Source organism: Microbacterium sp. ARD31, assembly GCF_031844425.1.
In genome coordinates, this window is record NZ_JAUZVE010000001.1 from 251,180 (window position 1) to 270,963 (window position 19,784).

Here is a 19,784-nt window from a genome sequence, read left to right on the forward strand (position 1 = left end):
CACCGTCCGCCGCCCTCGGTAGGCTGGACACCATGCCGAGCCCCCGTCGTCCCGCCGCGAAGACGACGAAGTCGGCGATCCCGCAGATCTCCTGGCGGGCGCCGCAGCCGGCACCGGTCGTGCTCGTCTCCGGTCCCGAAGAGGTCTGCGCCGAGCGGGCGACCGCCGGCATCCGCGATTACCTGCGCGCCGAGGATCCGAGTCTCGAGGTCACCGACGTCCGCGCCGACGACTACGCGCCCGGCACGCTGCTGGCCGTTTCGTCGCCGTCGCTGTTCGGCGAGCCGCGGCTCGTCCGGGTGTCGGGGGTCGAGAAGTGCTCCGACGCCTTCCTCGCCGAGGCGATCCGCTACCTCGAGGCGCCGCAGGACGGCGCGACGATCGTCCTCCGCCATACCGGCGCGAGCGTCCGCGGCAAGAAGCTTCTCGACACGATCCGCGCGGGCGTCGGCGGCGGTGTCGAGATCGCCTGCCCCGCCGTCAAACGCGACTCCGACCGCTTCGACTTCGCCGCGGGCGAGTTCCAGGCCGCGAAACGACGCATCGCCCCGCCCGCCCTCCGTGCCCTCGTCTCTGCGTTCTCGGACGATCTCACCGAGCTCGCGGCCGCCTGCCAGCAGCTCATCTCGGACGTCGAGGGCGACATCACCGAGCAGGTCGTCACCCGCTACTACGGTGGTCGCGTCGAGACCACCGCGTTCGCCGTTGCAGACACAGCCATCGCGGGTCGCTACGGCGACGCCCTCATCACCCTCCGGCACGCTCTCGCCTCGGGCGCCGATCCGGTCCCGATGGTCGCCGCCATCGCGTCGAAGCTGCGCACCATGGCGCGCGTGGCCGGCTCCCGCGAACCGTCCGGCGCCCTCGCCGCGCGCATCGGAATGAAGGACTGGCAGGTCGACCGGGCCCGCCGCGACCTCGCCGGCTGGACGGAATCGTCGCTCGGCATCGCCATCCAGGCGGCCGCGCGAGCGGATGCCGAGGTGAAGGGCGCCTCGCGCGACGCCGTCTTCGCGGTCGAGCGGCTCGTCACCGTCGTCGCGACGCGCGCGCCCTACGGCGCCTGAGACCACGCCCGGGAACGACGAAGGCCCGCCCCCAGGGGGACGGGCCTTCGGAAGAGTTGCGGCTCAGAGAGCGGCGACCTGCTTGGCGATCGAGGACTTGCGGTTGGCCGCCTGGTTCTCGTGGATGACGCCCTTGCTGACGGCCTTGTCGAGCTTCTTGGTGGCCTTGAGCAGCGCCTTCTCGGCAGCGGCCTTGTCGCCGGCCGAGATGGCCTCACGGGTCTGACGGACGACGGTCCGCAGCTCGCTCTTCACGGCCTTGTTGCGCTCGCGGGCCTTCTCGTTGGTCTTGTTGCGCTTGATCTGCGACTTGATGTTCGCCACGTTCGACGTATCTTTCGTTCGGAGTTATCGGTTGGAAGTGCCGGCGACAGAAGAGGGCTGTCACGCAGCGGTCGTGTGAGGGAGGAACCCACACGCAAGCCAAAAACCGATTCTATCAGGTGCGCGCCTCATCCCGAAGTCGGCCGGTCCCGCGCCATCGTCGCCAGCGCCAGGTCCACGATCGCGTTGAACACACGGGGCCGCATCGCGGTGACGAGATGGGATGTCCGGGGCACGACGATGAGCTCCGCCTCGGGCTTGAGCTTCGTGAACAGGCGCTCGTTGAGCCGCAGCTGGTCCCACTGCCCGTTCACGAACCACATCGGGACCGAGATCCGCTGCAACGCGACCACGAGATCGAGGACCGACAGGCTGCGCAGAGCGATGTCCTGCGTGTCGTACGCGTAGCCGCCGGCGCCGAAGTCCGCCCGCGTCTCAGGTGGGAGCGTCCGGTCGAGCACGAGGTCGGCGAGCGGCTGACCGCGTCGGGGCAGGCGATCGAACCCCCGCGCCAGTGCCCGATAGATCGCGAGGCCGGCGCCGCGGGGGATCGACGTGCAGCCGGCGGCGATGAACGCATCCACGGGCGGGGGCTCCTCACGGCCCATGTACTCGATCGCCACGAGCCCACCCATCGAGTGCGCGACCAACAGCACGGGGCCGCGGGCCGCGGCATCCCTCACCGCGGTGTCGATCGTCTCGAACGCGCCGTCCAGCGTGAACGTCTCGCTCATCCGGCGACCGTGCCCCGGCAGGTCGACGGCGATCGCGCCGACACCCGCCGCGGCGAGATGCTCCACCTGCGCGCGCCACATCGTCGCGGAAGTCCGGATGCCGTGCACGAACACCACCTGAGGCGTCATCCCCTCAGCCTACGAATCCGGAGACCCTTCGACGCGAAAACGGGGGCGGATCCATGGATCCGCCCCCGTTCCGGTCCGTCCGGTCAGAAGAGGACGCGGACCTTCACCGGCGTGCTCTCCGATCCCTCGGCGACGGTCGGGTCGTCGGGGACGAAGGTCGCCGTGTAGGTGTGCGTCCCGCGGGACAGCCGGCCGAGCGTCGTCGACGCGGTGCCGCGGCGGACCTCCGCCGTCGCGATCACGGTGTCGCCCTCGCGGAACTCGACGACGCCCTCGGCGCGGCCGCCCTCCTGCGTGACGATCGCGACGAGCGTCGTGGGCAGGAACCGGTTGATGTGGACCGGCGTGACGGCCACCAGACGCGTCTTCGTCGCCGCGGCGGGCTCAGCCGCCTCCTCGACGGTGACGGGCACCTGCACGACCGTGCCGCTGGGGGCGGCGGTCACGGTCAGCTGCGCGGCGCCGGCGGGCGTTCCGGCGGGCAGGGTGACGCTGACGGATGCCGCGCCCTCCGACACCGGCGCCGTGCCGAGCACCTGCTCGCCCAGGCTCACCGAGACCTCGACGTTGGCGGGAGCGCCCTTGCTGGTCAGGTCGAGCCCGGCCACCTGGAACGACACGGTCTCGCCCGCCGCGACCGTCTCGGGCACGCCCGAGACCTGCACGCCGTGCTTCGCGAACGAGGGGGCGACGGGCGAGCCCTCGGCGAGGTAGTCGACCCACGCTTCGTAGTCGAGCAGACCCGTGTCGACGTAGTCCTCGCCCTCCGTGAAGGCGCGGAAGTTGTCGCCGCCGGCCGCGAGGAACGAGAACGTGCCGATGCGGTAGGTCCCTTCGGGATCGATCGGAGCCCCGTCGACCGTCACGGACGTGATGCGCTCACCCTCCGGCAACGCCGGGTCGTAGGTGTACGAGACGTTGTCCGAGAGTCCCAGCTGCAGGTAGGGGCGCTGGGGGACGTTGCCCGCGGCATTCCGCTGCCACTGCTGCTCGAGCATCGTCGTGAACTCCTCACCCGTGAGGGTGACCAGCGCGAGCGTGTTGTTGAACGGCAGCACCGCGTTCGCCTGGCTGAACGAGATCGATCCGTCCTCGAGACCCGCGACCGCACCGGCCCCGAACTCGGCCTGCGTGTCGAACAGATCGGCGCGCAGACCGCCCGGGTTCGTCACGCCGATGACGGCGCCGTTCGGCAGGTCCGCAAGGCTGTCGCGCAGCATGTTGGCGACCGTGTTGCCGAGCGTCGACTCCGCCGCCCGGTTGTCGCGCGATCCGCCGGTGTAGACACCGTCGACGTACGATCCGCCGCTGTAGGCGGTCGTGATGTCGCCCGAGACCTGACCGACCTCGGTGTTGCCGATCGCGGCGGCGTTCGCTAGCGCGGCCTTCGTGATGCGGTCGACCTCCGCGACCCGCGGGTAGGCGGCGACGAGGTCGGCGGCAGGGGTCGTCGTCCGTGCGACGTTGCGCTCGGTGTGCGCCGAGACCTCGCCCGTGGCGGCATCCACCGTCAGCGTGATCTCACCGATCTTGGCGCCGTACGAGCCGGTCTGCACGACGGGACGCGTGCGGTCCGTGCCGGGGATCGGTGCCGACCACGCGTACTCCTTGTGCGTGTGACCGGTGAAGATCGCGTCGACCTCGGGGGAGGTGTCCTCGATGATCGCCCCGAACGCGCCGCCCGCGGCGACCTCCTCCTCGAGGGTCGCGCCGTCCGGCGTGCCGGCTCCGGCACCCTCGTGGTAGAGCGCGACGATGACGTCCGCCTCGCCGTTGGAGGCGTCGCCGTCGGTCAGCTGCGCGGCGACGCGGTTGACCGCTTCGACCGGGTCGCCGAAGTCCACCGACTCGATGCCGGTCGGCGTGACGAGCGTCGGGGTCTCCTCCGTGACGGCGCCGATGACGCCGACCGTCAGTCCGTCGGCCTCCAGCAGCGCGTACTCGTCGAGCGCGGGCGTCGTCGTGCCCTTCTCGTAGACGTTCGCGCCCAGTTGCGGCGCGTCGAACGCGTCCGACACCCGACCCGACAGGTCGGCGAAACCGCGGTCGAACTCGTGGTTGCCGACCGCGCTCGCCTGCAGGCCCAGGGCGTTCAGGACGTCGATCGTGGGCTCGTCCTGCGCCACGGACGACGCGAACAGCGAGGCGCCGATGTTGTCGCCGGCAGACAGGAACAGGGTGGGGCCGGTTGCGGCCTTCCGCAGCTCTTCGACGGTCCCCGCGAACGCGACGGTGTTGCTGTCGATGCGTCCGTGGAAGTCGTTGATCCCGAGAAGGGTCAGCTGCACGGGGGCGGCATCCGCGTTCATTCCGACGATGACCGGATCGTGGTCGCTCGAACGGAACGGGTCGGCCGAGTAGAACTCGGTGCCGTGGGTGCGGAAGCGGCTGTACTCGAGGGCGATCGACTCTCCGGAGTTGATGTTCCAGATGTCCGCTCCGGTGGAGCGGGCGAGCGCCGCCTCGTTCAGCAGGACGTGGTCGAGCGAGCCCGCGAGCCCCGAGAAGCTGTACGACGACGAGTCGAGGTCGAACGCCTGCTCGGCATCCGCGTACCCGGCCTCGTAGAGCACCTGCAGCGGGTCCTCCTGGCTGTACGAGTTGAAGTCGCCGGCGAGGGCCACCGCATCCACGTCGCCCTGGATCTCCGCGACCCAGTCGCGCAGTGCGGTCGCCTGACGGACCCGCGACTCGTTCGAGGATCCCTGACCGTCGCCCGTGTCGGCGTCGCCGGGCCACGGACCCGCGGAGCCCTTGGACTTGAAGTGGTTGACGACGAACAGGAACGGGTCGCCTCCCGCGGCGGGCTCGAACACCTGCGCGATCGGCTCGCGCGCGTTGCCGAACGCTTCGCCGTCGGCGCTCTGGTCACCGAGGGCGCGCGCGGCGCCCACGGGGGAGACGAGGGCGGGCTGGTAGATGATCGCGTTGGTGATCACGTCCTGCTCGGATGCCGGGGGGAGATCCGCCGACGAAGGAACGAAGGCCCAGGTGTCGGCACCCGCCTCCGCGTTCAGCGCGTCGACGAGCGTGGCGGTCGCCTCATCCTTCTCCTCGCCGAGAGCGGCCGAGTTCTCGATCTCCATGAGACCGATCACGGCGGCATCCACCGAGGTGATGGCCTCGACGAGCTTGGTCTGCTGACGCTCCAGGTCGGCGGCGTCCCACGCGCCGCGCTGGGCGCATCCGTCACGGACGGTGACGCCGTCGCCGAACCGGTCGGGGTAGGCCTCGCAGCTCGCCGAGTCCGTGCCGAGGGTCGTGAAGTAGTTGAGGACGTTGAACGACGCGATCGACAGGTCCCCGCCGACGTCCTCCGGCGCGTCGGTGCGGACGTTCTCGAAGACGACCTCGTCGGCTCCCGTGCCGTCGCCGACGAGCGGCTCGGTCGGGTTCAGCTTCCACGTGCCGTTGCGGTAATCGACGATCAACGGCGCGGTGAAGGACACCCCGGCACCCACGGTGACGGGCTCGGTGAGCGAGACGTACGCCGGGGTCAGCGCGCGGTTGGCGCCCGACGTGTAGTCGATCCCGGCGCCGTCGTCGAGACGCACACCGCGCGCGGCGTTGTCGGCGGCCACCGCGGCCGCGGCGTCACTGCCCGGGCGGGCGGCGTCGGTGGGCTGTCGCAGGGGGGTGTCGCCCGCGGCCAGACCCACCTCGCCGAAGCGGTTCGTGCTGTAGGTGTCACTGACGGTGAACGCGCCTTCCGGGGCGACGAGCATCGACTCGAGCGACTCGCGCTGCGCCGCCGTCGTCGGCCAGCCGATCCTCGCGGGCGTGGGCGCCGCGGCGTCGTCAATGACGTCGGCGTCGCCCGGCTCCACGGTGATCTCGGTGAGCCCGTCGAACTCCGACACGACACCGGTGACCGTGACCGTGTCGCCGAGCGCGACCTCTCGGACGGCGCCCGGGGCGTAGACGAAGACGGCGTCCGACGCGGTGTGCGTCTCGAGATCCAGTGCACCGCCCGTACCGGGGGTCTGGATGACGTAGCCGTTGTAGCCGCCGGTGGGATAGTGCGCGGTGACCACGCCGGTCGTGGTGACGGTGCGGCCCGCAAGGGGGGAGGCATCCGTCTCGCCCTGGATCTCGGCGATCGTGGCGACCTGCGGCTCGGGGTCGGGTTCGGGCTCCGGCTCGGGGTCGACGTCCGCGCCGAGCCCGGTGGGCGTGGGGGCGCCGGCGGCGAAGTCCGCCGCGTTGTCCGCGGTGTTCGAGGCGTCCTCGTCGCGGGAGACGCTCGTCGCGTTCGAGGTCCCGGGCGCCGGCGCGGAGCCAGCGAAGGCCGAGGCGGTGCTGCCCCAGCCGACCAGGTCGACGACCTGGTCCAGATCGGCGATCCCGGTGCTGCCGGTCAGTGCCGCCTCGGTGGACACGAGGGCGACCTTGGCGCCGCTGCCGCTCATCGCGATCGAGCCGTCGACGTCCGCCTCGAAGGCGGGGAGCGACGCGTTGCTCCCGAAGGCCTGACCGATGAGCAGGTTCTCGCCGGCGGGGAGGTCGACATCGCCGAGCTTCGTCACCTGCCAGGTGGCGCCGGTCGCAGAGGCATACTGCACGCTGAACCCGCTGAGGTCGACCGTCTCGTCGCCCGTGTTGGCGAGCTCGACGAAGTCGCGGTTGAAGGCCGCGCCGCTGTTGCCGCCGCCGCCGTACACCTCCGAGATGACGACGGGCGCGTCGGCCGACACGGCGGCGTTCGCCGCGCTCGGCACGAGGGCAAGACCCGCGGCCGTCACGGCGGTGACGGTCAGCAGAGCGCTGGTGCGACGGAAGGCGGACGGTGACGCGTGCGCAGGAACGGGTGGGTTCGACACGTGGGATCTCCCGAAGCGGCACGGGCGCGGGGCTTATCGCGCAGGAACCGACCGCCACATTGAGCATTCGGTCGGTCTCGCGGCCCCGCAAGTGTCAGATCGGTTAACTCTTTCTCATGCGGCGGGCCACTGGCGTGTCGCCGCCGTGGCGGGTTATGGTGCCCGATCGTCGGGGCTGGCGCCCGGCCCCGCGCCGGTAGACTCGGCTGGTCATGTCACCCCGCGCCCTTCAGCCCCTGCAGCCCGCGGCCACGCCGCCCGCGCAGCTCCGCAACTTCTGCATCATCGCCCACATCGACCACGGCAAGTCCACCCTGGCCGACCGCATGCTGCAGATCACCGGCGTGGTCGCCGACCGCGACATGCGCGCGCAGTACCTCGACCGGATGGACATCGAGCGCGAGCGCGGCATCACCATCAAGAGCCAGGCCGTTCGGATGCCGTGGGCCACCGCCGACGGCACGTTCGCCCTCAACATGATCGACACGCCCGGCCACGTCGACTTCACCTACGAGGTCAGCCGGTCGCTCGCGGCCTGCGAGGGCGCGATCCTCCTCGTCGACGCGGCCCAGGGCATCGAGGCGCAGACCCTCGCCAACCTCTACCTCGCCCTCGAGAACGACCTCGAGATCATCCCGGTCCTCAACAAGATCGACCTGCCCGCGGCGGACCCGGAGAAGTACTCCGCCGAGCTCGCGAACCTCATCGGCGGCGACCCGGCCGACGTGCTCAAGGTGAGCGGCAAGACCGGCATGGGGGTCGAGGCCCTCCTCGACCGCATCGTCGAGCGCATCCCCGCACCCGTCGGGGATGCCGACGCCCCCGCCCGGGCCATGATCTTCGACTCGGTCTACGACGCCTACCGTGGCGTCGTGACGTACGTGCGGATGGTCGACGGCAAGCTCGAGCCGCGCGAGCGGATCCAGATGATGTCGTCGAAGGCGGCCCACGACCTCCTCGAGATCGGGGTGTCGAGCCCCGAGCCCGTGCCCACCAAGGGTCTCGGCGTCGGCGAGGTGGGCTACCTCATCACCGGTGTGAAGGACGTCCGCCAGTCCAAGGTCGGCGACACGATCACCAACCACCGCAAGCCCGCATCCGAGGCGCTCGCGGGGTACACCGACCCGAAGCCCATGGTCTTCTCGGGCATCTACCCGATCGACGGCAGCGACTACGCCGAGCTCCGCGAGGCGCTCGACAAGCTGAAACTGTCGGATGCCTCGCTGCAGTACGAGCCGGAGACCTCGGTCGCCCTCGGGTTCGGGTTCCGCTGCGGCTTCCTCGGTCTGCTGCACCTCGAGATCATCACCGAGCGCCTCGCGCGCGAGTTCGGACTCGACCTCATCACGACCGCGCCGTCCGTGACGTACGAGGTGATGACCGACACCGGCGAGACCGTGACGGTGACGAACCCGTCCGAGTACCCCGACGGCCGCGTCGCCGAGGTCTCCGAGCCGGTCGTGAAGGTCGGCATCCTCCTGCCGAAGGACTACGTCGGCACCGTCATGGAGCTCTGCCAGTCCCGCCGCGGCACCTTGCTCGGCATGGACTACCTCAGCGAGGACCGCGTCGAGCTGCGCTACAACATGCCCCTCGGCGAGATCGTCTTCGACTTCTTCGACCACCTGAAGTCCAAGACGCAGGGCTACGCGAGCCTCGACTACGAGCCGGCCGGTTCGCAGACCGCCGACCTCGTCAAGGTCGACATCCTGCTGCAGGGTGAGAAGGTCGACGCGTTCAGCTCGATCGTCCACCGCGAGAAGGCCTACGCCTACGGGACGATGATGACCGAGCGGCTGCGCAAGCTCATCCCGCGTCAGCAGTTCGAGGTCCCCATCCAGGCCGCGATCGGCGCCCGCATCATCGCCCGCGAGAACATCCGCGCGATCCGCAAGGACGTCCTCGCGAAGTGCTACGGCGGTGACATCACCCGTAAGCGCAAGCTGCTGGAGAAGCAGAAGGAGGGCAAGAAGCGCATGAAGATGGTCGGCCGCGTCGAGGTCCCCCAGGAGGCGTTCATCGCCGCGCTCTCGGGAGACGTCGAGGGCAAGGACAAGAAGTAGGCTGGCACGATGCGCCGCGGGAGTTTCCAGGCAGGGACCGTCGACTACGCCGCCGTCGGGGCCACGCAGGCCCCCGATCTCATGGGCTATCCGCCGAAGGGCACGACCCCGGCGGAGGCGTCCTGGCGTCTCGGCAGCGGTGAGAGCCGGTTCGTCACCTCGACCGAGTCGCTCCTCGGATGGGGAGCGCAGCGCGGGGCGGGTCTCCAGGTGACCGATGTGCGCCCGGCATCCGGTCCGATGTACTCCGGTGTCGGCTTCGACGCCGACGGCAACGCCGTCCAGCCCAGTCGTCTCGACGACGAGCAGCGCTTCGACGCCGACGGCGTGCCGTTCGCGAGCGCCGGGACGACCGTGCACCTTCGGGGGCGCGTCGGCGGGATGCGGGCCGATGCCGAACTCCGGGTCATCTCGGTCGTCGACGAGCCGCGTCGGGTCGGGTTCTCGCTCGGCACCGTCGGCGGATCCGTCGTCAGCGGCGAGGAGTCCTTCCTGCTCGAATGGCGCGACGACGACGAGGTCTGGTTCACGGTCCGTGCCTTCGACAAGCCGACCGGCGTGCTCTACCGCCTCTGGCGTCCGCTGGTGAAGCGTCGGCGTCGCGCCCTGTTCCAGGGGTACCTGCAGGCGATGTCGCCGATGTACGCCACCGGCTCCTGATGGGCTCGGCCCTTCCCCTCGGCGATCCCGCTCCTCTCGACGGCGCACTGCCCGCCGACGTGCGCGTGTCGGACGACGTCGACTTCGGCGTCTACCTGCACGTCCCGTTCTGCCGCGTCCGCTGCGGCTACTGCGACTTCAACACCTACACGGCGACCGAACTGCGCGGCGCCCGACAGGACGCGTACGCCGACGAGGTCCTGCGCGAGATCGCGATCTCCCGGCGCGTGCTGGCCGAACGCGGACCGCTCCGCCCCGCGCAGACGGTGTTCTTCGGCGGCGGCACCCCGACGCTCCTGCCGCCCGGCGACCTGGCGCGCATGCTCGACGGCGTCCGGGAGGCCTTCGGTCTGGCGGACGGTGCCGAGGTGACGGTCGAGGCGAACCCCGACACGATGACGGACGCCGTGGCCGAGACCCTCGCGGCCGCCGGTGTGACACGCCTGTCGATCGGCATGCAGTCGGCTGTCCCGCACGTCCTCGCCGCCCTCGACCGCACCCACGACCCTGCGAACATCGCGACGGCCGTCGCCGCGGCACGGAACGCGGGGCTGGCGGTCAGCCTCGACCTCATCTACGGCGCTCCGGGGGAGTCGCTGGAGGACTGGCGAACCTCGCTCGAGACGGCGACGGCCCTCGCACCCGATCACGTCTCGGCCTACGCGCTCATCGTTGAGGACGGCACGAAACTCGAGCGGCAGATCCGCCGCGGCGAGGTGCCCGCTCCCGATGACGATCTGCAGGCCGACATGTACGAGCTGGCCGACGAACTGCTCGCCGCGGCGGGATACGGGTGGTACGAGGTCTCGAACTGGGCGACGAACGGCGCGCAGCGGTCGCGCCACAACCTGTCGTACTGGCGCGGCCAGGACTGGTGGGGGTACGGCCCGGGCGCCCACAGTCACATCGGCGGACTCCGGTGGTGGAACGTGAAGCACCCGGCCGCGTACGCCCAGCGTCTCGCCGTCGGCCAGTCCCCGGCCGCGGGACGGGAGCGACCGGATGCCGAGGCGCGCCGCCTCGAGGACATCCTGCTGCGCTCGCGCATCGTCGATGGAGTGGCCGTCGACGAGGCGACGGCCATCGGGCGGCGGAACGTGGCATCCCTCATCGCCGACGAGCTCGTCGACGGCGCGGCGGCGGTCCACGGCACGATCGTGCTGACCCGCCGCGGGCGGCTTCTCGCCGACGCCGTCGTGCGGGCGCTCACCGAGTGATCCGAGCAGAACGCTCCGCGCGCGGTAGAATTGGCACTCCAAGATCGAGAGTGCCAGCGGAGGAGGGATGATGGTCTCGGAACGCGGTCTTCAGGTGTTGCGCGCGATCGTCCAGGACTACGTGGACACGCGGGAACCCGTCGGCAGCAAGGCGATCGTCGACCGCCACCAGTTCGGTGTGTCCGCCGCCACGATCCGCAACGACATGGCCCTCCTCGAGGACGAGGAACTCATCATCGCGCCGCACACGTCGTCGGGCCGTGTGCCCACCGACAAGGGGTACCGGGTCTTCGTCGACCATCTCGCCGAGGTCCGTCCGCTGACCTCCGCGCAGCGCTCCGCGATCGGCGCGTTCCTGGAGGACACCGGCGACCTCGACGACCTGCTCGTCCGCACGGTCCGCACGCTCACCCGCCTCACCGGACAGGTCGCGATCGTGCAGTACCCGTCGTTCGCCCGGGCGAACGTCTCGCACGTCGAGGTCGTCCACCTCGGCGGCACCCGCATCGTCATCATCGTCGTGACCGACACCGGCCGGGTCTCGCAGCGGGTCGCGTTCCTCGCGACCGAGCCGTCCGCCGAGGAGGCCGAGCAGCTCAAGCTGGCGATGGCCGCGCTGCTGACGGGCAAGAGCGTCCGCGACGGTGCCGCGGCGATCGCCCGTATCCTCGAGGAGGAGGCTCCGGCCCCCCGCGAGGAGAACCGGCGGATCGTCCTGCGCGCGATCGGCGAGGAACTGGACGAGTTCCGCTCGGACCGCATGGTCATGGCCGGGTCGGCGACCCTCGCACGTCGGGAGGCCGACTTCCGCGGCAGCATCTACCCGCTGCTCGAGGCGATCGAGGAGCAGGTGACGCTCCTGCGCCTCATGGGCGAGATGGTCGCGGACGACCGTGGTCTGGCGACCAGCATCGGCCGCGAGAACGAGCCGTTCGGGCTCGCCGAGGCATCCGTCGTCGCGGGGGACTACGACGCCGGCGGCTCGCAGGCGCGCGTGGGCGTGCTGGGCCCGACCCGCATGGACTACCCCACCAATCTCGCGGCGGTCCGTGCCGTCGCGCACTATCTGACGCGTCTGCTCGAAGAAGACGAGAAGTCGCGCTGAACGAATCGGCCTCCGGGCCGGAGAGGTGATTGTGGCTGACCACTACGAGGTCCTGGGTGTCGCGCGCGACGCGAGCCCCGAGGAGATCAAGAAGGCGTACCGCCGACTGGCGCGACAGCTCCACCCCGATGTGAACCCGGGAGAGGATGCGGCGGAGCGCTTCAAGCTCGTGACGCACGCGTACGACGTGCTGAGCGACCCCGACCAGCGCCAGCGGTACGACCTCGGTGGCGATTCCGGGGCGTTCGGCGGCGCCGGGGCCGGGTTCGGCGGCTTCAGCGACATCTTCGAGACGTTCTTCGGCGGAGGCGGCGGGGGCACGCGTGCCGGACGCCCGCGCTCGCGTCGCGAGCGGGGCCAGGACGCCCTCGTGCGCGTCGACCTGACCCTCGGCGACGTCGTCTTCGGCGTGCACCGCGACATCGAGGTCGACACGGCGGTGCTGTGCGAGACCTGCCAGGGCTCGTGCTGCCAGCCCGGCACCCAGCCGGTGACCTGCGACATCTGCCACGGCTCGGGGCAGATCCAGCGGACCGTGCGGAGCCTGCTCGGCAACGTCGTCACGTCGCAGCCCTGCACGACCTGCCAGGGCTACGGCACGACCATCCCCTACCCGTGTTCCACGTGTCAGGGTCAGGGCCGCGTCCGCGCGCGTCGCACCGTGTCGATCGACATCCCCGCCGGCGTCGAGACGGGACTGCGCCTCCAGCTGCCCGGATCGGGCGAGGTCGGCCCCGCGGGCGGGCCCAACGGCGACCTGTACCTCGAGGTGACGGTCGCGTCGCACGACGTCTTCAGCCGTGACGGCGACGATCTGCTCGCGACTCTCGAGGTGTCGATGATCGACGCGATCCTCGGCACGAGCGTCACGATCGACTCGCTCGACGGCCCCGTCGACCTCGAGATCCGCCAGGGTGTCCAGGCGGGCGACGAGCTGACCATCCGCGGGCGCGGCATCACCCCGCTCCGCGGCGAGCAGCGCGGCGACCTCCGCGTCGCCGTGCAGGTGGTCACCCCGTCGCACCTCGACCCCAAGTCGCGGGCCCTCGTCCAGGAGCTCGCCAAGCGCACGCGCCCCGCGCCGCCGCACCTCGCCGAGTTCCACCCGGGTCTGTTCTCCAAGCTCCGCGGCAAGTTCAAGCGCTGACCGTGGCCCTGCACTTCCTGATCGAGGATGCCGGTGCCGCCGGCCCGGGCGACGTCGTCCGGCTGACAGGCGCCGAGGCGCACCACGCGGCCGCCGTGCGCCGCATCCGGGTCGGGGAGGGGGTGACCGTCGGCGACGGCCGCGGACTCTGGCTCACGGGAACCGTCGCCTCGGTCGCACCGAAGGAGGTCGTCGTCGAGGTCGTCGAGCGGCGGGAGCACCCGGCGCCGTCGCCGCGCACGGTGCTCGTGCAGGCGCTCGCGAAGGGTGATCGCGACGAGCTCGCGGTGCAGGCCGCGACCGAACTCGGCGTCGATGCGATCCTCCCGTGGCAGGCAGCCCGGTCCGTCTCGCGGTGGGACGGCGCGAAGGTCGCCAAGGGCGTCGCACGCTGGGAGTCGATCGCCCGCGAGGCGGCCAAGCAGGCCCACCGTGCCTGGCTGCCCGAGGTGGCCGACCCGGTGACGACGCGGCAACTCGTCTCGCAGGCCGAGTCGGCACGGATGCTGGTGCTCGAACCCACGGCATCCGCTGCGCTCTCCGCGGTCGACCTCGACGCCGCCGACACCCGTGACGTGCTGCTCGTCGTCGGTCCCGAGGGCGGGATCTCGCCCGACGAGCTCGACGCGTTGCAGGCCGCCGGCGCGACCCTCGTGCGGCTCGGCGACACGGTTCTGCGCACCTCGACCGCCGGTCCCGCAGCGCTCGCGCTGGTCAACCGGGCGCTCGGCCGCTGGTGAGTCGGCACCGGCCGACGCCGGGAGCCGCTGACTAGACTGGGAGGATGAGCGAGTCGTCGGTGTTCACCCGCATCCTCCGGGGTGAGATCCCGTCCGAGATCATCGCGGAGACCGAGAACGCGTTCGCGATCCGCGACATCGCCCCGCAGGCTCCCGTGCACCTGCTCGTGATCCCCAAGAGCGAGCAGTACCGCGACGTCGTGGAGCTCGCCGCGGGCGACCCCGCCCTCCTCGCGGAGCTGGTGGGGCTCGCGAACAGCCTGGCCGCCGAGCACGCCGACGGCGACTTCCGGCTGATCTTCAACACCGGCCCCGGCGCCGGTCAGACCGTCTTCCACGTCCACGCCCATGTACTGGGCGGCGGGCTCAGCGAAGGGAGCCTCGGTGGCTGACAGCACCGAACCCACCGTCGACCGCATCTACGCGGACGGCGTCGCGATGGTGCAGCTGCTGGGTCCTCAGGACCGCCTGCTGCGCACCGTCGAACGCGAACACCCCGACGTGCAGGTGCACGTCCGCGGCAACGAGATCACGCTCACCGGCGAGTCCGACGCCGTGGCACGTGCCCGCGAACTCGTCGACGAGCTCATCGGCATGGCGCGCGCGGGGCAGGGTCTCGACCCGAGCGACGTCACCCAGTCGAGCCGCATCCTGCGGGACAACGGCGGGATGCGTCCCTCCGAGGTCCTCGGCGAAGCCATCCTCTCCTCGCGCGGCAAGGTCATCCGTCCGAAGACGCTCGGCCAGAAGGAGTACGTCGACGCGATCGAGGAGAACACGATCGTCTTCGGCATCGGCCCCGCTGGCACCGGTAAGACCTACCTCGCGATGGCCAAGGCCGTCCAGGCGCTGCAGCGCAAGGAGGTCAGCCGCATCATCCTGACCCGTCCCGCCGTCGAAGCGGGGGAGCGCCTCGGATTCCTGCCGGGCACGCTGACCGACAAGATCGACCCGTACCTGCGGCCGCTCTACGACGCGCTGAACGAGATGATGGACCCCGAGCTCGTCCCGAAGCTCATGGCGTCGGGAACGATCGAGGTCGCCCCCCTCGCCTACATGCGCGGGCGCACCCTGAACGACTCCTTCGTCGTCCTCGACGAGGCGCAGAACACGACGCCCGAGCAGATGAAGATGTTCCTCACCCGTCTCGGGTTCGGCACGCGAATGATCGTCACGGGCGACATCACGCAGGTCGACCTGCCGCAGGGCGCGTCGGGCCTCCGGCTCGTCACGCGGGTGCTCAAAGACATCGACGACATCCACTTCGCGCGCCTGACGAGCGACGACGTCGTGCGCCACACTCTGGTGGGCCGCATCGTCGACGCCTACAGCGCGTACGACGAGGAGAAGCTCGCCGCACGCCGTGAGCGCGACGAGGCGAGCGAGTTCGCGAACCGCGCCGAGCGCCGCGCGGGCCTGCGGCCCGCCGGACCCCGCGACCGACAGCCCAAACGAGGACGATCATGACCATCGAGATCACCAACGAGTCCGGTGTGGAGGTCGACGAGACCGTCCTGCTGCGCCTCACCGAGCACAACTTCGCCGAACTGCACGTCAGCCCCGACGCCGACGTCGCGATCCTCCTCGTCGACGAAGGCGCCATGGAAGCGCTGCACGTGCAGTGGATGGACGAGCCCGGTCCGACCGACGTGCTGAGCTTCCCCATGGACGAGCTGCGCCCCGGGACCGAGGAGGCGCCCACTCCTCCCGGGCTCCTCGGCGACATCGTGCTGTGCCCGCAGGTCGCCGAGACCCAGGCGCAGGCGGCGAAGCACTCAACGATGGACGAGCTCATCCTCCTGACGACGCACGGACTGCTCCACCTGCTCGGCTTCGACCACGCCGAGCCCGAGGAGGAGCGCGAGATGTTCGGACTCCAGAAGGAGCTCATCGGCGCGTTCCACTCGCGCGAGCGCCGCCGGCGCGCATGACCGAGATCCTCCTCCTCGTCGCGGCCGGCCTGCTCGTCGCGCTTGGCGGGCTGATGGCCTCGCTCGAGGCCGCGCTCGACGTGACGGGTCGCGCCGACCTCGCCGACCTCGCCGACGAGGCGCGCTCGGAAACGGCCCTGCGGCGGATCGCCGCCGACCCCGACGCCCACCGCACGGCGGTCGTGTTCATCCGCATCCTCGTCGAGACGGCGGCCGCGGTGCTCGTGACGGTCGCGTTCACGCTGATCTTCGACAACATCTGGTGGGCGATGCTCGCCGCCGTCGTCCTCATGACGATCGCCTCCTTCGTCCTCGTCGGCGCCTCGCCTCGCGCCGTCGGGCGTCAGCACGCCAAGGGCTTCCTGCGGTTCTGCGCCCCGCTCATCCGCGGCGCGCGCATCGTGCTCGGACCCCTCGCGCACCTCCTCGTCCTCGTGGGGGACCGGCTGACCCCCGGCATCCACCGGGGTGCTTCGTTCGCCTCCGAGGAGCAGCTCCTCAGCATGGTCGACGAGGCCGCCTCGCAGGACCTCATCGAGGCGGACGACCGAGACCTGATCCACTCCGTGTTCGACTTCACCGATCGGTTCGTGCGCGCCGTCATGGTGCCGCGCACCGACATGGTGACGATGGATGCCGCGGCCACGACGCAGCAGGCGATGACGCTCTTCCTCGACAAGGGCGTCTCGCGCATCCCGATCGCCGACGGCGAGGCCGACGACATCACCGGTGTCGTGTACCTGAAGGACCTCGTCCAGTTCGCCTACCGCGACGAGACCGCGTGGCGCGGCGTCCCGGTCGCCCAGATCGCCCGACCGGCGGTCTTCGTGCCCGAGTCGATGCGCGCCGAGACGCTGCTGCAGCAGATGAAGCGCGAAGCCGTGCACGTCTGCCTCGTCGTCGACGAGTACGGCGGGGTGTCGGGTCTCGTGACCCTCGAAGACCTCATCGAGGAGCTCGTCGGGGAGATCGCCGACGAGTACGACCTGCGCACGAGCGAGGTCACGGACCTCGGCGACGGCCGCTTCCGCGTGAGCACGCGCCTCGGGCTCGACGAGGTCGGCGACCTCTTCGGCATCGAGCTCGAGGACGACGACGTCGACTCGATCGGCGGCCTGTTCGGCAAGGCGCTCGGCAGCGTCCCGGTGCCGGGCGCCCGCGTCGAGCACAGCGGCCTGATCCTCACCGGCGGCACCTCCCTCGGTCGCGGCCGCGGTCTCGCCACCGTGTTCGTCGAGCGCGCCGAGAGCCTGGAGGCCGCCGAGAGCGCCTTCGCACCCACCACCGGAGAGATCCGCGTCTCGCGGGGATCGGAGTGACCGTGACCGACCGTTCCGGTTTCGTGACGTTCGTCGGACGCCCCAACGTGGGCAAGTCGACGCTGACCAACGCCCTCGTCGGCGAGAAGGTCGCGATCACGAGCGACAAGCCGCAGACGACCCGAAAAGCGATCCGCGGCATCCTGAACCGCCCGAGCGGACAGCTCGTCATCGTCGACACCCCCGGCATCCACAAGCCGCGGACGCTGCTGGGCCAGCGCCTCAACGACCTCGTCGAGCAGGTGCTCGGCGACGTCGACGCCATCGGATTCCTCGTGCCGGCCACCGAGAAAGTGGGACCCGGCGACCGGCGGATCGCGGCATCCCTCGACGGATACGGTCGCGCGAAGAAGGTGGCCATCGTCACGAAGGTCGACATCGCAACCCGCGAGGAGATCACCGAGCGCCTCATGGAGGTCGACGCGCTGCGCGAGGACTGGGCCGCTGTCATCCCGCTCTCGGCCGTCACCGACGACCAGCTCGACGTGCTCGCCGACGAACTGCTCAAGCTCATGCCCGAGGGCCCCGCGCTCTACCCCGAAGGGGTCGTCACCGACGAGAGCGTCGAGGATCGGATCGCCGAAATCATTCGCGAGGCGGCGCTCGACGGCGTCCGCGACGAGCTGCCCCACTCCATTGCCGTGACGGTCGAGGACGTCTCGGCCCGCGAGGACAGTGACCTGACCGACGTGTACGCGAACATCGTCGTCGAGCGCGACAGCCAGAAGGCCATCATCATCGGCCGCGGCGGGTCCCGTCTGAAAGAGGTCGGGGCGCGGTCGCGAACGGGCATCGAGCCGCTCGTCGGCGGCCGCGTGTTCCTGTCGCTGCGCGTCCGGGTGGCCAAGGAGTGGCAGCGCGACCCCAAGCAACTGGGGCGCCTCGGATTCTGACCGGCGACGGCGTCGGCATCCCACGGAAGGACGACGACATGGCACAGGCATGGTTCGCGACGGGGCCGGAGGGTCTGTCGCAGTGGGAGCTCCGCGAGGTCGAGGCGCCGGCACCGGGCCCCGGCGAGGTGACGATCCGGGTGCACGCCGCCGGGATGAACCCCGCGGATGTGAAGTACCCCACTCGTCCCGGCGCGTCGTTCCCCTTCCCGATCGGGTACGAGGTGTCCGGCGAGATCACCGCGCTCGGTACCGACACGCAGATCGGCTCTGGCGCGGCGACGGTCGGCGACGAGGTGCTCGCGTTCCGCGTGAGCGGCGGGTACGCGACCGAGCTGACGGTCCCCGCCGAGATGGTCTTCGCGAAGCCGTCGAGCCTCACGCATCCCGAAGCCGCGAACCTGCTCCTGGCCGGGGCGACGGCCGCCGAGCTGCTCGAGCTGAGCGGTGCGCGAAGCGGCGACACGGTGCTGTTCCACGCCGCCTCCGGCGCGGTCGGAGTGAGCTTCCTGCAGCAGGCGGCGATCCGCGGTGTCCGCGTGGTCGGGACGGTGAGCGAGCGGAACGCCGACGTCGTGCGGCGCTACGGCGGCATCCCGATCACGTACGGCCCGGGTCTCGTCGACCGGGCGAAGGATGCGGCGGCGGGCGCCTCCTTCGTCGCGTCGCTCGACGGAGTGGGGACCGACGAGGCGATCGAGGCCTCGCTCGCGCTCGTCGAGGACCGGACCCGCATCATCACGATCGTCCGTCGCGACCTCGAGTCCGAGGGCATCGTCGCGATCGGCGGGATGCTGCGCGCAAGCGCGGCCTTCCGTGACTCCGTCCGCGGCGAGCTCGTCGACCTCGCGCGGCGCGGACTGCTCGAGGTGCCGGTCGCCCGCACCTTCCCGTTCGCCGACGCGGTCGAGGCGGCGCGTTTCCTTATGAAGGGGCACCCGGGCGGCAAGCTCGCGTTGCTGCCCTGACGGAGAGCGACGCCGCTCAGTCGACGGAGCGCAGCGCGGACCGGATGATCACCTTGCCTGCGCCGAAGTCCTGATCGGCGGCCCGCTGCCAGGTGCCGTCGTCCCAGATCACGTCGACGTACACCCAGCCGTCCTGTTCGTACGAACCGAGGTAGCCCGAGCCGAGGGCATCGGGCACGATCGACTGGATCGTCGCGGCGTCCTGAGCGGACGCGGCGCCCGCCTTCCCGCCGGTGGGATCGGGCAGTGCGATCGGGTCGAACAGGGCGAGGGGTACGGGTGTGTCTCGGACGGTGAAGCTCTCGCCGTCGTAGACACCGCGCACCGCGTACGTCCCCCAGGTCGAGCCGCCGGCAGTGGCCGCGTCCGTGAGGCCGTCCCAGGACCATCCGACGAGGGGGATGCCGCTGCACTGCGGCGGCGCGGATTCCGCGACGGCCCCCAGGCACAGCGTCGCCGTCGTCCCGTCGTCGAGGACGGTTCCCTGTGCGAGCACCTCGCCGGTCGGGTTCTCCGGTGTCAGCGCGGCGAGGGCAGCCCCGGGAGGCGCAGCGGAGCCGCCCGCATCAGCCGCGGCGGCGCAGGAGGTGAGCAGCAAGGTGGCGCCGGCGAGCAGGACGGCGGCGGATCGGCGGAGCGTCATACCGGGAGAGTGTCGGGGCCGCGG

Annotated in this window: 17 protein-coding genes; 13 read left to right on the forward strand and 4 right to left on the reverse strand. The window is 70.9% G+C overall.

Going from position 1 to position 19,784, the window contains the following annotated elements:
- The first annotated feature begins 32 nt into the window (after positions 1-32).
- The gene (holA, locus tag Q9S36_RS01260; RefSeq protein WP_217531473.1) at positions 33-1,067 is read left to right on the forward strand and encodes a DNA polymerase III subunit delta; all 1,035 of its coding nucleotides are present in this window, start codon (positions 33-35) and stop codon (positions 1,065-1,067) included.
- A gap of 63 nt (positions 1,068-1,130) precedes the next feature.
- Here the strand turns inward: holA and rpsT are convergent, their stop codons facing one another.
- The 3 genes from rpsT to Q9S36_RS01275 form a co-directional block, all read right to left on the reverse strand.
- The gene (gene rpsT, locus Q9S36_RS01265) at positions 1,131-1,391 is read right to left on the reverse strand and encodes a 30S ribosomal protein S20 (RefSeq protein ID WP_064002194.1); all 261 of its coding nucleotides are present in this window, start codon (positions 1,389-1,391) and stop codon (positions 1,131-1,133) included.
- 128 nt (positions 1,392-1,519) lie between these two features.
- Positions 1,520-2,254 carry an alpha/beta fold hydrolase gene (locus Q9S36_RS01270; protein WP_217531472.1) on the reverse strand — a complete coding sequence of 245 codons (735 nt, stop codon included), beginning with the start codon at positions 2,252-2,254 and terminating at the stop codon, positions 1,520-1,522.
- Positions 2,255-2,337: 83 nt separating this feature from the next.
- Positions 2,338-7,074, reverse strand: coding sequence for an ExeM/NucH family extracellular endonuclease (locus tag Q9S36_RS01275; RefSeq protein WP_311283643.1), 4,737 nt, complete (start codon positions 7,072-7,074; stop codon positions 2,338-2,340).
- 212 nt (positions 7,075-7,286) lie between these two features.
- Here Q9S36_RS01275 and lepA point away from each other — a divergent pair, with 212 nt between their 5' ends.
- The 12 genes from lepA to Q9S36_RS01335 all read left to right on the forward strand — a co-directional run bounded on the left by lepA (position 7,287) and on the right by Q9S36_RS01335 (position 19,117).
- A complete protein-coding gene (lepA, locus tag Q9S36_RS01280; RefSeq protein ID WP_311283644.1) occupies positions 7,287-9,137 on the forward strand; it encodes a translation elongation factor 4 in 1,851 nt (616 codons plus the stop codon).
- A gap of 9 nt (positions 9,138-9,146) precedes the next feature.
- Positions 9,147-9,797: a DUF1990 family protein gene (locus tag Q9S36_RS01285; protein ID WP_064002190.1), complete on the forward strand. Its 651-nt coding sequence runs from the start codon at positions 9,147-9,149 to the stop codon at positions 9,795-9,797.
- Entirely contained in the window at positions 9,797-11,014 is a 1,218-nt protein-coding gene (gene hemW, locus Q9S36_RS01290; RefSeq protein ID WP_311283645.1) for a radical SAM family heme chaperone HemW, read from the forward strand. Before Q9S36_RS01285 ends, hemW begins: the two co-directional genes overlap by 1 nt.
- Before the next feature lie 70 nt (positions 11,015-11,084).
- Entirely contained in the window at positions 11,085-12,119 is a 1,035-nt protein-coding gene (gene hrcA / locus Q9S36_RS01295; protein ID WP_253034724.1) for a heat-inducible transcriptional repressor HrcA, read from the forward strand.
- Positions 12,120-12,150: 31 nt separating this feature from the next.
- Positions 12,151-13,266 carry a molecular chaperone DnaJ gene (gene dnaJ, locus Q9S36_RS01300; RefSeq protein ID WP_311283646.1) on the forward strand — a complete coding sequence of 372 codons (1,116 nt, stop codon included), beginning with the start codon at positions 12,151-12,153 and terminating at the stop codon, positions 13,264-13,266.
- A gap of 2 nt (positions 13,267-13,268) precedes the next feature.
- Positions 13,269-14,006, forward strand: coding sequence for a 16S rRNA (uracil(1498)-N(3))-methyltransferase (locus Q9S36_RS01305; protein WP_253034726.1), 738 nt, complete (start codon positions 13,269-13,271; stop codon positions 14,004-14,006).
- Between the two features lie 44 nt (positions 14,007-14,050).
- Entirely contained in the window at positions 14,051-14,398 is a 348-nt protein-coding gene (locus Q9S36_RS01310; RefSeq protein WP_064002185.1) for an HIT domain-containing protein, read from the forward strand.
- Positions 14,355-15,473 carry a PhoH family protein gene (locus Q9S36_RS01315; RefSeq protein WP_396653710.1) on the forward strand — a complete coding sequence of 373 codons (1,119 nt, stop codon included), beginning with the start codon at positions 14,355-14,357 and terminating at the stop codon, positions 15,471-15,473. The genes Q9S36_RS01310 and Q9S36_RS01315 overlap by 44 nt, the downstream gene beginning before the upstream one ends.
- Positions 15,470-15,937, forward strand: coding sequence for an rRNA maturation RNase YbeY (gene ybeY / locus Q9S36_RS01320; RefSeq protein WP_311283647.1), 468 nt, complete (start codon positions 15,470-15,472; stop codon positions 15,935-15,937). Before Q9S36_RS01315 ends, ybeY begins: the two co-directional genes overlap by 4 nt.
- Entirely contained in the window at positions 15,934-17,256 is a 1,323-nt protein-coding gene (locus Q9S36_RS01325; RefSeq protein ID WP_311283648.1) for a hemolysin family protein, read from the forward strand. Before ybeY ends, Q9S36_RS01325 begins: the two co-directional genes overlap by 4 nt.
- On the forward strand, positions 17,253-18,149 hold the full coding sequence (gene era / locus Q9S36_RS01330) for a GTPase Era (protein WP_396653711.1): 897 nt from the start codon (positions 17,253-17,255) through the stop codon (positions 18,147-18,149). Before Q9S36_RS01325 ends, era begins: the two co-directional genes overlap by 4 nt.
- Positions 18,150-18,187: 38 nt before the next feature.
- Positions 18,188-19,117: an NADP-dependent oxidoreductase gene (locus Q9S36_RS01335; protein WP_311283650.1), complete on the forward strand. Its 930-nt coding sequence runs from the start codon at positions 18,188-18,190 to the stop codon at positions 19,115-19,117.
- 16 nt (positions 19,118-19,133) lie between these two features.
- On the opposite strand, the gene Q9S36_RS01340 is transcribed toward Q9S36_RS01335, so the two are convergent.
- A complete protein-coding gene (locus Q9S36_RS01340) occupies positions 19,134-19,760 on the reverse strand; it encodes a hypothetical protein (RefSeq protein WP_311283651.1) in 627 nt (208 codons plus the stop codon).
- Positions 19,761-19,784: the final 24 nt, after the last annotated feature.